Raw genomic sequence first — 12,725 nt, 5'->3', positions numbered from 1 at the left:
TGGCCGTGTCTATCGGATCGATCGCCGCTTCTTGCGCTTCTTGCGCTTCTTGGTGTTCCCGGGAGGCTGCGAGGAGGTGCGCACTTCGGCGGACTCGACCTCAGCGGACTCGACCCCGGCCACAGGAGGCGCGACCATCTGCTCCTGCACCGACCGTTCCATCTCTCGACGCAGGCTGGCCATCAACTCGGGGGAGCGCAGCAGGAACGAGGCCTCCTGAAGCGCGAGGTACCGCGTCTTCGAGATCAACACTGCGGTGTCGTGTTTACCATCGATCTCGACCGCGACCGTATCGCGGTTGACCTTCCGGATCAGATCCCTCAACTGCGCGCGGGCCGCCTTCACCGTGATTGATGGCACCCGCGTGAACTCCGTTCGTCTCCTCGACCGACCCGCGCATCATCCCATCGTGCGTCGATTTCGGGTGGGAATACGACCCCGCGTGTCAGCGCGAAGTTACGGCAAGGGCCTCGGATGAAGGCCTCGACGGCCCGCATCGACCGGAGGCGGCCCCTCACCGCGGTGCCGAGGCGCGGACCACCAGCGTCGGGGGGTAGAGCTCGCGCATTGGGGTGATGCGGCCAGCGAGGCGTTCGGTGACGGCGGCGCCGGCACGGCGACCCATGGCGTACTGCGGTTGGTCGACGCTGGCGAGCCGCGGGTGCAGGTAGCCGCCGAGGGCGGTGTTGTCGTAGCCGATCAGCGCGAGGTCGCGGGGGATGTCGACGCCCTCGTCGCGGGCGTGGCCGGCTACCTCAGCGGCGGTGAGGTCGTTGTTGCACAGAATCCCGTCGTGCCGCCGGGCCGCAACGATCGACCGGATGCGTTCGGGCTCGTCGTCCCGCACCGTGTACACGGTGCAGTCGACACCAGCGGCACCCGCCTTCGCCCGCATCCCGCGAGCCCGCGCGTTGCTCGTGGCGCTGCCGGAACGGGTCAGGTACGCGAGCCGGCGCCGCCCCGACGTCACCAGGTGCTCGACTGCCATCGTCGCGCCCGCGAAATCGTCGCTCGCAATCGTGTCGATCTCCTCCGGGGGGTCGTCGATCTGGGTCACCACGACGGTAGGGACCTCGCGGCCCACCCGCGCGAGCGTGGCGCGCGGAACCCACGACGACACGATGACGAGTCCGTCGACGCGGAGCTCGACCATGGTGTCGATCTGCCGCTGCAACTGCGCCGGCCCGTGCCCGCCGTGTCCGATGACGACGGTCGCGTCGACGTCCTGCGCATGGGCCTCGATTCCGGACACCACGGCGGTGTGATGCGGATTGCCGATGTCGTTGAGCACGACACCGAACAGCCCGGACACCCCGCGGACGAGTGCGCGCGCCGCGGAGTTGGTCCGGTAGCCGAGCGCTGCGGCTGCCTCGAGCGTCAACTCCCGGTTCTTGTCACTGACACCGGGGTCGCCCCGCAGCGCGCGCGAGGCCAGCGACTTCGAAACCCCCGCCCGGTCGGCCACGTCGATGATCGTGGGCCTCCGCGTCACAGGTATCGCGGTGCCACCGGATTCGGTGATATCCATGCCTGCCGCCTTCGTGTTCACCGTCGTCGTAGGGAGATTCGCTCGGCGAACGCGTCCAGTGCAGGATATCGGGCGTCCGGTCCCGCGGCCACGAACCCCGGCGCGAGGTGGTCCGCACGGTCACCTTCGTCGGCGTCGAACCACAGCGGCCGATAGCTCCCGCCGGCCCGGCGCACGATCAGCGAGGCGCCCGCGACGTCCCACGGGTTGACCGAACCGCCGAACGCGGCGTCGGTCCATCCTGCAGCCACGTGCGCGAGGGTCAGTGCACCCGAACCGGTTCGGCGTACCGACGAGAACGCCTCGACGAGGCCGCCCAGGTCGGACAGCGCGACATCGCGACCGTCGCGCACCAGGTCCCACGCGGTCGGATAGCCGGTGATCATCGTCGCCGCGTCGTGCGGCTGCGCAGGTGGCGTCACCAGCGCCTTCCCGTCGAGATACGCCCCGGAGTCGTCGGCGCTGAACATGCGGTCTGCAATCGGGTCGTAGACCACCCCGGCGACCATCTCGCCCGCCACCTCGACACCCAAGGCTACGCAGAAGAAGGCGAGGCCCTGCGCGAAGTTCGACGTCCCGTCGATCGGGTCGACGTACCAGCGGACCGTCGACGCTCCACCCCGCACGCCACCTTCCTCGCCGAGGATCGACCAGTCCGGGCAGCGGCCGAGGAGATGACCGACGACGATGTCCTCCGACGCCCGGTCGTGCTCGGTGACCAGGTCGTGTCGGTCCCGCTTGTGGGCGACTCGCCTGCTGCCACGAAACACGGTACGCAGGTAGGTACCCGCGAGTCGGGCAGCCTCCTCGGCGACGTCGCGCAGGTCCGACGCGGAGTGCTCGACCAGGGCGGGGGAGTGTTCAGGGACGGACATGCAGCTCTCTCATTTCGTTCAGCAGGGTGCGGGGGGTATCGACGGTCAGGTCGGGCGCGACCGGGATGGCGTAGGGCTTCGGCGTGCCCGCCGGCGCGGGCATGAGGATGGTGCCCCCGACGCCGGCGCGCACCCCGCACAACACGTCCCGGTCGAGGTGGTCGCCCACGTACCAGCACTCGGCGACATCGACGCCGACGGCGTCGGCACCCATCACGAGGAAGTCGGGGTTGGGCTTGCGCAGGCCGCACTCGTCCGAGTACAGCTCGGCCGCGAAATACCCGGCAAGCCCCGCTGCGGCGAGGTAGTCGCGGTGCACCTGCCCGCACATGGCGTTGGACACGATCGCGACCGGCAGGTCGATCTTTGCGCACCAGCGCAGCAGGTCCTCGATGCCGTCACGCAGCACGCGCTGCTCCTTCGTCGCACTGATCAGGTAGCAGACCTTTTCGACGTGGGTCTCGATCGTGGCCCGTGCGTGCGCCGGCCAGTCGGCGGCGATGAAGTCCAGGACGTAGCTGCGCTGGTCCAGTTCTACCGGATGGCGTGGCCGGGACATGGCGTTGCGCCACAACCCCGCCGCGACGGCGCCGGCGGTGATGTCCGCGAGTATCCGCTCGCGGGCAGGTAGGACGCCGTTCCCATCGAGTGCCACGATCTCGTCGGTGACGACCTCCTGCCAGCCGGCCGGTGTCGTCGAGTCGACGACGACACCGCCGAAATCGAGCAGCAACGCGCGCGGGAACGAGATGTCGGTGCTCACGCCGCGACCTCCGTTCGGGTGTACCGGGTTCCGTCGCCGAGGAATTGGTGGACACCTTCGGCGTCGACCCAGGCGTCGACTCGGTCGCCGTGGTCGACCTGCGGTGGTCGGGCGGTGGTGACGAAGAAGCGGTGGTCCGCGTCGCTCAGCTCGATGATCCACGAGCCGCCCGTGGGCAGCACCGCGGTGACGGTCGCACGGAGCGTCAGCGCGCCGACCGGCGGCTCCGCCGCACCCGATGCGATCCGCAGGTCCTCGGGGCGCACCCCGACCGAGGTCGCGCACGAGCCGGTGACGTCAAGCCACCGGCCGACCGCGTCGGCGCTCGCCGACGCGGCACCACGGTCGACGACGTTGATCGGCGGACTGCCCATGAACTCGGCGACGAAACGGTTCGCCGGGCGGTTGTAGATGTCGAGCGGGGTGCCCACCTGCTGCACCGTCCCCTCGTTCATCACGACGATCCGGGTGGCGAGGGTCATCGCCTCGAACTGATCGTGCGTCACGAACACCATCGTCGTCCCCGACATGCGGTGAATTCGCTGGAACTCGGCACGCATCTCCAGCCGGAGCCGGGCGTCGAGGTTGGACAGCGGCTCGTCCAGCAGCATCACCTCGGGGCGGGCCGCAAGGGTCCGTGCGATCGCCACGCGCTGTTGCTGGCCACCGGAGAGTGCAGACGGGTACCGATCGGCGTACTCCCCGATGGCCAGTGTCTCGAGCGCCTCCCGCACCCGCTGCCGTCGTTGCGCCTTCGGTATCTTCTGCATCGCCGGACCGAAACCGACGTTGTCTCCCACCGTCAGATGCGGCCACAGGGCATAGTTCTGGAACACGAGGCCAAGTCCTCGGTGTTCGGCCTCGACGCGCGTGCCCGTGGCAACGTCGTCGACGACGCGGTCACCGATGACCACCCTTCCCGCGCTCGGCGTCTCGAGGCCCGCGACGATACGCAGCGTCGTGGACTTGCCGCAGCCGGACGGTCCGAGGAGGCAGAGGAACTCGCCGTCCTCGATGTCGATCGACACGTCGTCGACACTGGGGTGTGTGGATCCAGGATAGGTTTTGCTCACGTGTTCGAGCGCGATGTGTGGCACTGTTGTCCGTCTCGTTCGGTGGGGGAGGGGCTATCCGCGTGAGGTGCGCCAGAGGTCCTGCCATGACTCCCGCGAGGCCCAGTCCGTGTCCAGCCCGGCGTTGTCGTAGTAGAAGAGCTCGGCGCGGTGCTCGCCGATGTCGGCCGGATCTGCCGGCTGTTCGATGTCGCTGTTCGAGGAGATCTTGCCGTCTGCGATCTGTGGGGCGATACCCTCGGCGGTGAGTGCGTAGTGTACGAAGAGGCGTGCCGCATTAGGACTGTCGGAACCTGTCGCGACGGTGATCGCCTTCGGTCCCGCCTTGCCGACCCACGGCTGCATACCCTCGCACACACCCAGGGCATAGCCTTTCTCGTCGATGTTGCGGAACTTCGCGCTCGACATCAGTCCGACAGGCGGGTCAGTCTGCCCGAGGGCGCCCACGGCCTCAGACGCCTCCTCGCTGGACTTGGTCAGGATCGGGTTGTTTACCGCAAGGCGTGAGACCCATTCCGCAGCAGCGGAATCCAGATCCGTTACGAGCGGTTCACCGAACTGCTCCTCGTACGCGGCGCGCAGTTCGTCCTCGCCGTATCCGGCGAGCTGGCTGTACCAGTCGAGCGCGCCGTTGTCGCCGACCGGATCCTGAAAGGCCGTCTTGCCTGCGAACTCCGGGGTGGTGAGCTGCCACATGTTGTCGACGGGGCAGGCGTCGTACGCCTCGGTGTTGTAGGTCCACACGCTCGGATCGGTGATGACCACCAGCGGATCACGCATGCCGGGGTCGATGTGGTCGGCGATGTCGTCCGGAATCCAGCTGGTGACGAAATTGTTCGGCATCAGCTGGTTCTTCAGCGCGGGCAGGTCGGAGATGGCGATGACGTCGCCGACCACGTTGCCTGCCTGTGCTTCCCTGGTGACCATCTCGATGGACTCCGCGGCGTCCGCCTTCACGCCGGTCGCCTGGATACCGTACTTGTCGGTGAACGCCTCGGCCATGGCCTCGACCTTGGAAGTGCTGTCGTAGATCGTGATCGGGCCTTCGTTTCGTGCCGCCTCGATGAGTGCGTCGAGGTCGAATGGGCCGTCGGCGGTGACCGGCTGCGGGCTCGTGGTGGCCGTGTCCGGTCCGCTTCCGGCGCAGCCGGTGAGCAGCACGGCGCAGGCGGACAGTCCTGCAACGGTGGCGCGTCTGTAGTTCATCGTCATCTTCTTCTTTCTCGGTTGGTTGTCAGGCACCCAGGCCGTCGGACAGGTTGGCCCGGAGAAGTTTCTGTGTCAGCCAGGTTCCGGCCAGTGCGATGAAGCAGATCAGGACCACGACGGCGTTCGCCGCGTGGGTGTAACCGAAGTCGATGAGGTTCATCGACAGCACGGTGAGCAGTTGGGTACCGGGGGTCGCGAGGATGATCACCAAGCTCAGTCCCTGGACGCCGGAGATGAAAGGCAGCAGTGTCGCGCTTGCCAGGGCCCGCCGCTGGATGGGTACGACCACAGTACGCATCCGTCGCGTCCATCGGGCGCCGAGAGTCTGTGCCGCCTCCTCCGACTCGTTGCCGAGTTGCATCATCGCGGAGACGCCGGCTCGCGAGGCGAACGGCATCTCGTCGGCCACCATGATCAGGATGAGGATGGCGGCGGTGCCGTACAGTGCGGGGATCGGCCCGCGGGACACGGCGAACAGGGACAGGTACGCCACGGCGAAGGCCAGACCGGGTACGAGATACGGCACAAACGTGATGGCGCGCAGCGCAGTCCCCAGCTGCGGCAACGGTGATCGTACGACGACGTAGCCGACGAGCAGGCCGAGAAGACCGGTGATCACGGCCGCGGTCCCGACCATCCAGACGGTGTTCCACGCCGCGGCCCACGTCTGGCTGGATACCAGGACTCCCGACGGGAAGCCGGTGGTGGGAAGGTCGTGACCGATCCAATAGTCCAGGGTGAAGTTGCTGCCGGTGAACAATCCCGGCACGCGCATGACCGTCGACAGCAGCAAGGTTCCGAGCGGAATGAGAACCGAGACGGTGAACAGGGTGCCCACGGCGAGCACCGCCGGTGTACGCCAACGCTTCAGGGCAGTCGCCCGGGTACCGCCCACCCTGCCGGACATCGTGCTGAAGCGGCGAGCCTCGCGGAGGAATCGGAAGTCGACCCAGAGCGACACCGCTCCGAGCAGCACCATGACCACTCCGATGACGCCGGCTACACCCGCCTGCTGCGTCGTGATGCTCTGGTACAGGGTCGTCGACAGGACCTGGAACTCGACAGGCAATCCCAGGACATACGTGATGCCGAACTCGCCGAGTGCCTTGGCGAACATCAGTGTTGCGGCAGAGAGAATGGCGGGACGCATCAGCGGCACCGTGATCCGGCGCCACCGCGAGAGCGGACGTGCGCCCAGCATCCGGGCTGCCTCGTCCAGTTCTCCGGGTAGGTTCTTCATCGCGTTGGTGACCAACAGGATCACGAACGGCGTCAGGTGCAGAGAGAGGATGACGACGATGGGGAACCGGCCGTAGGCCACCCAGTCGGGAGGCTCCCAGCCCAGTGCCTCCATCCAGCCCAATTGTCCTGCCACCGAGCGGTTTTTGAAGATGGTCGTCCATGCGAGGGCGAAGGTCCACGCGGGCAGCATGTAGGGAACGACCAGTGCGGTGGTGAACCATCGCCGGGCCGGGAGGTCTGTGCGGGCCAGCAACCACGCGACCGGCACGCCGATGACGAGCGACATCGAAATCGAGGCCAACGCAACGACGAGTGTGTTGACGAGGGGGGTGTAGAAGATGAGGTCGGACACCGACGAGGTGAACACCCTGGCGAAGTAGTAGCCGGTGAACTCGCCTGCGACCTGACCGGTCTTCCCCTCGTCGCCGAATCCCACCTGCACGCTGCTGAGGATCAGCGAGATGGTCGGGGCGACGATCAGGTAGCCGAAGAGGGCGAGCAGGAGGACGCCGATCAGCGTGGCCGGATGTTTCGCGGCGACCTTGGTTCGGTAGAGGAGTCCGTGGCATGGCCTGCGCCGAGGGTGTGCATCGGGGGGTCGGGCCGATGATGTGGAACGTTCCCTTTTCGGGGTGACGGTTGCCACGAGGAGCCTCCTGCTTCATGGGTTCGACTACCTGGTATCGACCGTCGGAGTGGTTGGTCTCGAGGTGTGGACTCCGAACGTAGGGAGCCGGTGTGGACGCCCGGTGTGCCGAAGGTGAACTAACGGAACGCTTGCGTGAACGTCGCCGCGGATGTCGTCGAGTGGGTCACCGCTGCTCGGTGGATGACTCTCGACGTCCAGTGGGTTTCGGCCTGCTTGACCACCGCGACGCGGTGCGCGGGCAGCGATGAACGGGAGGTCGCCGTCTCGACCGCGCCTGCGCCGGCTACCTCCGGTGAACGGGTCGTATCGACGACGCGGTCATCCACATACGCACGCCGATCAACGAACTGATCAACGCGTGCGCCGAGGACTAGCGGGATAGGCCGGACGGGTTTACTGGACCAGCCTGGAATCTACGGTAGACTTCTAGATAGAAGCAAGCCGAGCGTGCCACCCACACGTAGGGAGGGGAGATGGCCCGCAGAACTGCCGACTCGGGCTATGAGTCCGATCCGCAGCAACGACACACCCACGTGAGCGACCACGAGTTCATCGCGCGCATGCGAGCCGAACTCAACAGTAGGCCGAGCATGCGACTTGTTGCCAACAGGATCACCCACATCATGCTGGCCGGACGGATCGCGCAGGACGACCCACTCCTCGAACTCATCGATTCGGACAACATTCTCGACGAGAAGGCCGTGCTGAGCGACGCCGTCGAGCACATCCTGTCGTTCCGGCACCTGTCGGCCAAAGACGTTGCCGATCGCTACGGCAAGACCTGGGCCAACCCCAGTGATGCACTGCGCAAGCTCAGTGCCAAAGGTGAGGTCATCGGACTCAAGCGCGGCGGGAAGTTCCGGTATCCGGAGTTCCAGTTCGCCCTGTCCGATGAGGCGAGCCAGATAGTGCGGGACGGCAATGTGCGGCTCGGTGCCCGGGACGATCCGTGGGGTGTCGCGTCGTGGTGGCTCTCACCCAACCCGTCGGCTCGAGACCGCAAGTCTCCGGCTCAATTGCTGGACGAGGGCTCTTTCGAGACCGTGCGCGCGTTACTGCACGCCGAGATCGACGACGTTGCCTGACCGTCCCTCACCGGCGTCGGTGACCGCGCACGTCGGCACACTCGCCGCAGGAGCCAGGCTTTGGCGCATCCACTCGAGCGCGCAGGACCGCGGAGCGCTGACCCTGAATCCGATCCCCGCGGGGGCAACAGGTGGACGGTTCGACTCCGCTGACGGAACCTACCACTACAGCTATTTCGGGGAGGACATCTCCACCTGCATCGCGGAAACCTACTGCCGGTCGTTGCCGTTGGATGATCACGTTCCGAGAATCCTGCGTAAGGCCAAGCTGACCGGTCGGGTCCTGTCCCAGGTCACCGTCACCGACGATCTCCCAGTTGCATTGGTGCACAGTTCACATCTGGCGGCGATCGGACAAGACACCTGGCTGACCAAATGCGCCCCCGTCGACTACGGGACCACCCGGGACTGGGCGGCAGCGATTCTCCGTGGGACCGACGGGATTCTCGGGCTCAAATATCGGGCACGCAATGACGAGGACAGGTTCTCCGTCGTCATGACCATCAGACCCGATACCGACGTGGCGCTGTGTGATCTGATGACCGTGTCTGCAGGTCCGATCGCGCTCGATGACCGAGCTGGGTTGGAGCTGGTCAGATCTCATATTGCGAGATACAACGCCACTGTCATCTAAACACGACACCGCCGATCCGCAATCTCTTGCGGGCACCTCATTTTAGGACGGTAGCTGTCCTGTATTCGCGACACACTCGGATCATGAGCGAAACCAACTCGGCTGTGGGACAGCCGGAACAGGCCGACATCACCGACTACAACGATCCCAACGCGCCGTGGAACCAGGCGTGGGACCAGCAGGGCAGCATCGCCAACTGGAACGACGATGTGATCACGGAGTTCCGGGAGAACTCGGGCACAGTGGGCGGTGCCTACGCGGGCGGGGACCTGATCCTGCTCACTACCACGGGAGCCAAGAGCGGCAAGCGGCATACGACTCCGCTGGGGCCTTTGTACCGGGACGACACCATGTACGTGAGTTCGTTCGTCGAGGACAGGTACCCGGCGTGGTGGTACAACGTCAAGGCGCATCCGCAGGTCACTGTAGAGCTGCGGGACAAGACCTACCGGGCGACCGGCAAGGTTCTCGAAGGCGCGGACTACGACGAGTTCGCGACCTGGGTGTTGGCCAACAATCCCCTGCTCGCGGACTTCCAGTCCAAGATCGATCGGCCCATGCCGTTGGTCGTACTGACCCTCGACGGCGAGGTCTGAGCGCTCCCGGAACCTTCGGGCCCCGGTGCGGGTTGTCGCGCCACTGACGAGCAGTTGGCCGGCAGAGGTCGGCATGTGGTCGAGCGTCGGGAACCGAGTAGAGGCAGGACACCTGGTCGGCGTCGAGTCGACTGTCGAAACCGGTCTGTGCCCCTCCTCGGTCCACAAGGGGAAGGTATCAGGACGACACACGACGGCCGGCCGCTGCCGCGCCTCCATGCTCCGCTGGCGTGGCGACGATGGATCACGCAGTTCTACAGTGAACGCGTGCCATCGATCAGGAACATTGCGGTAGGGCTGCCCATCCGCTCGGGCCGCGTTCTCGTCCTCGATGGCGTGGACCGGATGACGGGGAAGCGTTTCACCGCGCGATCGGCGGCGGCATCGAGTTCGGCGAGACCGCCGAGTCGGCATTGCGACGGGAGTTCGCCGAAGAACTGGGCGTCACGCTCGGAGCTGTCGAACTACTCGCTGTAATCGAGAACATCTTTGAGTACGAGGGCAACCCCGGACACGAGATCGCTCACGTCTTCGCGGTCGAGTCGGTCGAGATCGATGCGATTTCTCGGAACGCCACGCTGCAGGTGCTCGACGAAGGCAGCCCGATTCGATGGGTATCGATAGCCGGTGGGAATCGTCCCTTCTACCCGACCGGCGTTGCGGAAATCCTGGACATGCTTGTGCGACGCACCGGTCAGAAGGAAACGGTCGCCAGCAGCACACCCGGCGGTAGTAGCAATGAGTGAAGCCGTCAAGATCATCGCGGAAGGAGTGCTGAGGGCGCTACCGTCCGGTCGAGCGTTCATCGCTGTCGATGGCGTCGACGGGAGTGGTAAGAGCACCTTTTCGGCACAGCTCGTGCAGCGACTACATCCGCGACACGTCGTTGTGTTGCATGCCGATGATTTTCTCAACCCCGCTGTTGTCCGACATGCGAAAGGCAAGGACTCTCCTGAAGGATTCTGGACGAACCTGTACAACTATTCCGCGATGAGGGCGTACGCCCTCGATCCGTTGCGAGCAGGTTGTGATGGCTGGTACCGCTCGGCCTCGTACGACTCGGCAACCGATACCGTCATCTGCCCGCCGCCGCTGCATGCCCCGGGAGACGCGCTTGTGTTGGTCGAGGGACTTTTCCTTCACCGTGACGAACTCGTGGATCTGTGGGACATGTCGGTCTTTCTCGATGTGCCGTTCGAGGAGACCGCTCGTCGCTTGGCGGAGCGGGACGGCACCCATGCAGACCCCGACCATGACTCCATGCGCCGGTACATCGGTGGCCAACGCATCTATTTCGCGCGATCACGTCCGTGGGAGCGGGCCTCGATCGTCGTCGACAACACGAGGTTCGAGGAGCCGAGGATCATCGGTGTTGATCAGGTGAGTGCTGCGAGATGAATGGCCCCAGATCTGACTTACACACCTCGGATCGTCTCCGCACTGCTCTGCCCGGCTGAACTCTGCGATATGCTGCCCCGCAGTCGCGCCTCGTGATGGGCGTGGACCGCGATCTCGACGGCACGCACCGCGCCGCACCGCGCCGTGTGCATTCCCCGCGCCGCGCTCACCGACATCCCGCTGTCGGCCGCCACCTACCCCGCGGACGTGTCGTCCCCTCCAGAGACCGATCATCCTGGCACCGCCTCGTGACACACACTCGGCCGCAACGCGTATCACGGGTCTTCGACCTACCACAGAATGGAGTAACAGCATGAGTACCTACGGAATCACCCACGGCACCGAGCGAGCCATCATCGAGAACATGCTCGACCGCAACCGCGACGCGCTCATCGAGACGGTACGCGGCTCGAGTGAAGCTGATGCCCGCCGCCGCCTCGTCGTATCATTGACCACGCCGATCTCGTTGATCAAGCATGCCGCTGCCGCGGAACGAATCTGGTTTCAACGGATCTGGGCGGGACTCGACGAATCAGAATGCGACGGGTACTCGCGTCGTGATGAGGGCACCTTCGCTGTCGCAGACGATGAGTCGGTGGCCGAGGTCATCGCGGAGTTCCAGCGGGCAAGCAGTCGATCACGTGAAACTGCGGCCGGCTTCGACCTCGACGACACCAAGTACATTCCTGGTGAGGGAACGGTCAGTATGCGATGGACGCTGCTCCTGTTCATCGAGGAGCTCGCCAGGCACGCAGGCCACGGCGACATCCTCCGCGAGCAGATCGACAATCCGCCTCGGCGGTGGATGGACGCTTGAAATATCCCGGAGAGTCTCGTTCGTTGACGAAGGCCGAGGATCATGATGCGCCGGGCGGATGCGTGGGCGATGGACACGCGGTTGCCCTGAGGACTCGACCGCCGGGACTCCGCGCTCGAGCATGCCGTCAGGACCACCTACGATTCCTTGGTGACCGATTACGACGACTTCGACATGTTCGACGGCCTCGACACCTCCATGCTGCCGCTTCGCCAGCAGTGGATTCTGGCAACGATCCGGGATTGGGTGGCTGCACACGGATGCGCTCCCAGCACCCGTCAGATCGGGGACGCGGTGGGCCTGCGGTCGACGTCGTCGGTGTCGAAACATCTGAAGAGCCTCGAGGACAAGGGATTTCTCCGGCGAGGCACCTCCATGACTCGGCAACTGGATGTGCGCCCGTTCCTCTCCGGGGCCGAGCACGGTCGCTCGAACGACAACAATGTGGCCGTACCGGTGGTCGGCGACATCGCGGCCGGCGCACCGATCCTCGCCGAGGAATACGTCGACGAGATGCTGACGCTTCCGCGCGAGCTCGTCGGGTCCGGGACGGTGTTCGCGCTGCGAGTACGCGGTGAGTCGATGATCGACGCAGCGATCTGCGATGGCGACGTCGTGGTGGTGCGTCGCCAGGACGAAGCCCATTCCGGCGAGATCGTCGCCGCGATGATCGACGGCGAAGCCACGGTGAAGGTGCTGCGGCGCCGCAATGGTCACGTCGTCCTGGAACCACGCAATCCCGCCTACACCGATATCGACGGCGACGACGCGGTCGTTCTGGGCAAGGTCGTCTCGGTCATGCGCCGCATCTGACGACACGCAGATCGTCCTCGGCGACTCTCGCCGGAGACACTCC

General features: G+C 65.6%; 14 protein-coding genes. 7 read left to right on the top strand and 7 right to left on the bottom strand.

The annotated features are described in order from the left end of the window. Positions 1-9 precede the first annotated feature (9 nt). From ACZI8W_RS08320 to ACZI8W_RS08290, 7 genes are all read right to left on the bottom strand, one after another. Positions 10-360 carry a type II toxin-antitoxin system Phd/YefM family antitoxin gene (locus ACZI8W_RS08320; RefSeq protein WP_463368020.1) on the bottom strand — a complete coding sequence of 117 codons (351 nt, stop codon included), beginning with the start codon at positions 358-360 and terminating at the stop codon, positions 10-12. Positions 361-514: 154 nt separating this feature from the next. Next, the gene (locus ACZI8W_RS08315) at positions 515-1,528 is read right to left on the bottom strand and encodes a LacI family DNA-binding transcriptional regulator (protein ID WP_463368019.1); all 1,014 of its coding nucleotides are present in this window, start codon (positions 1,526-1,528) and stop codon (positions 515-517) included. 17 nt (positions 1,529-1,545) lie between these two features. Continuing rightward, positions 1,546-2,403, bottom strand: a complete 858-nt coding sequence (locus tag ACZI8W_RS08310; RefSeq protein WP_463368018.1) for an inositol monophosphatase family protein — start codon at positions 2,401-2,403, stop codon at positions 1,546-1,548. Continuing rightward, entirely contained in the window at positions 2,390-3,166 is a 777-nt protein-coding gene (locus ACZI8W_RS08305) for an HAD family hydrolase (RefSeq protein WP_463368017.1), read from the bottom strand. The genes ACZI8W_RS08310 and ACZI8W_RS08305 overlap by 14 nt, the downstream gene beginning before the upstream one ends. After that, on the bottom strand, positions 3,163-4,239 hold the full coding sequence (locus tag ACZI8W_RS08300; protein WP_463368016.1) for an ABC transporter ATP-binding protein: 1,077 nt from the start codon (positions 4,237-4,239) through the stop codon (positions 3,163-3,165). Before ACZI8W_RS08300 ends, ACZI8W_RS08305 begins: the two co-directional genes overlap by 4 nt. Positions 4,240-4,293: 54 nt before the next feature. Next, positions 4,294-5,445: an ABC transporter substrate-binding protein gene (locus ACZI8W_RS08295; protein ID WP_463368015.1), complete on the bottom strand. Its 1,152-nt coding sequence runs from the start codon at positions 5,443-5,445 to the stop codon at positions 4,294-4,296. A 28-nt stretch (positions 5,446-5,473) separates the two neighbouring features. After that, positions 5,474-7,336: an ABC transporter permease gene (locus ACZI8W_RS08290; RefSeq protein ID WP_463368014.1), complete on the bottom strand. Its 1,863-nt coding sequence runs from the start codon at positions 7,334-7,336 to the stop codon at positions 5,474-5,476. A 476-nt stretch (positions 7,337-7,812) separates the two neighbouring features. Here ACZI8W_RS08290 and ACZI8W_RS08285 point away from each other — a divergent pair, with 476 nt between their 5' ends. The 7 genes from ACZI8W_RS08285 to lexA all read left to right on the top strand — a co-directional run bounded on the left by ACZI8W_RS08285 (position 7,813) and on the right by lexA (position 12,682). Next, the gene (locus ACZI8W_RS08285; RefSeq protein WP_463368013.1) at positions 7,813-8,424 is read left to right on the top strand and encodes a hypothetical protein; all 612 of its coding nucleotides are present in this window, start codon (positions 7,813-7,815) and stop codon (positions 8,422-8,424) included. 19 nt (positions 8,425-8,443) lie between these two features. Then, entirely contained in the window at positions 8,444-9,058 is a 615-nt protein-coding gene (locus tag ACZI8W_RS08280; RefSeq protein ID WP_463368012.1) for an RES family NAD+ phosphorylase, read from the top strand. 83 nt (positions 9,059-9,141) lie between these two features. Beyond that, positions 9,142-9,654: a nitroreductase/quinone reductase family protein gene (locus ACZI8W_RS08275; RefSeq protein ID WP_463368011.1), complete on the top strand. Its 513-nt coding sequence runs from the start codon at positions 9,142-9,144 to the stop codon at positions 9,652-9,654. A 272-nt stretch (positions 9,655-9,926) separates the two neighbouring features. Then, entirely contained in the window at positions 9,927-10,400 is a 474-nt protein-coding gene (locus ACZI8W_RS08270) for an NUDIX domain-containing protein (protein WP_463368077.1), read from the top strand. Next, positions 10,393-11,052 (top strand): nucleoside/nucleotide kinase family protein, encoded by a 660-nt coding sequence (locus ACZI8W_RS08265; protein ID WP_463368010.1) that lies wholly within the window; start codon positions 10,393-10,395, stop codon positions 11,050-11,052. Before ACZI8W_RS08270 ends, ACZI8W_RS08265 begins: the two co-directional genes overlap by 8 nt. Before the next feature lie 313 nt (positions 11,053-11,365). Next, the gene (locus ACZI8W_RS08260; RefSeq protein ID WP_463368009.1) at positions 11,366-11,869 is read left to right on the top strand and encodes a DinB family protein; all 504 of its coding nucleotides are present in this window, start codon (positions 11,366-11,368) and stop codon (positions 11,867-11,869) included. A gap of 174 nt (positions 11,870-12,043) precedes the next feature. After that, positions 12,044-12,682, top strand: coding sequence for a transcriptional repressor LexA (gene lexA, locus ACZI8W_RS08255; protein WP_463368076.1), 639 nt, complete (start codon positions 12,044-12,046; stop codon positions 12,680-12,682). Positions 12,683-12,725: the final 43 nt, after the last annotated feature.

Source organism: Rhodococcus ruitaii, assembly GCF_055230935.1.
The sequence above is the reverse complement of the archived record's forward strand: the minus strand, read 5'-3'. Positions and strand labels throughout refer to the sequence as shown.

Bases quoted from the DNA above. Each gene is read 5' to 3' on its own strand.
- ACZI8W_RS08265 (WP_463368010.1), top strand. From the start codon at position 10,393: ATGAGTGAAGCCGTCAAGATCATCGCGGAAGGAGTGCTGAGGGCGCTA.
- ACZI8W_RS08295 (WP_463368015.1), bottom strand. From the start codon at position 5,445: ATGAACTACAGACGCGCCACCGTTGCAGGACTGTCCGCCTGCGCCGTG.
- ACZI8W_RS08260 (WP_463368009.1), top strand. From the start codon at position 11,366: ATGAGTACCTACGGAATCACCCACGGCACCGAGCGAGCCATCATCGAG.
- ACZI8W_RS08285 (WP_463368013.1), top strand. From the start codon at position 7,813: ATGGCCCGCAGAACTGCCGACTCGGGCTATGAGTCCGATCCGCAGCAA.
- ACZI8W_RS08310 (WP_463368018.1), bottom strand. From the start codon at position 2,403: ATGTCCGTCCCTGAACACTCCCCCGCCCTGGTCGAGCACTCCGCGTCG.
- ACZI8W_RS08315 (WP_463368019.1), bottom strand. From the start codon at position 1,528: ATGGATATCACCGAATCCGGTGGCACCGCGATACCTGTGACGCGGAGG.
- ACZI8W_RS08275 (WP_463368011.1), top strand. From the start codon at position 9,142: ATGAGCGAAACCAACTCGGCTGTGGGACAGCCGGAACAGGCCGACATC.
- lexA (WP_463368076.1), top strand. From the start codon at position 12,044: ATGTTCGACGGCCTCGACACCTCCATGCTGCCGCTTCGCCAGCAGTGG.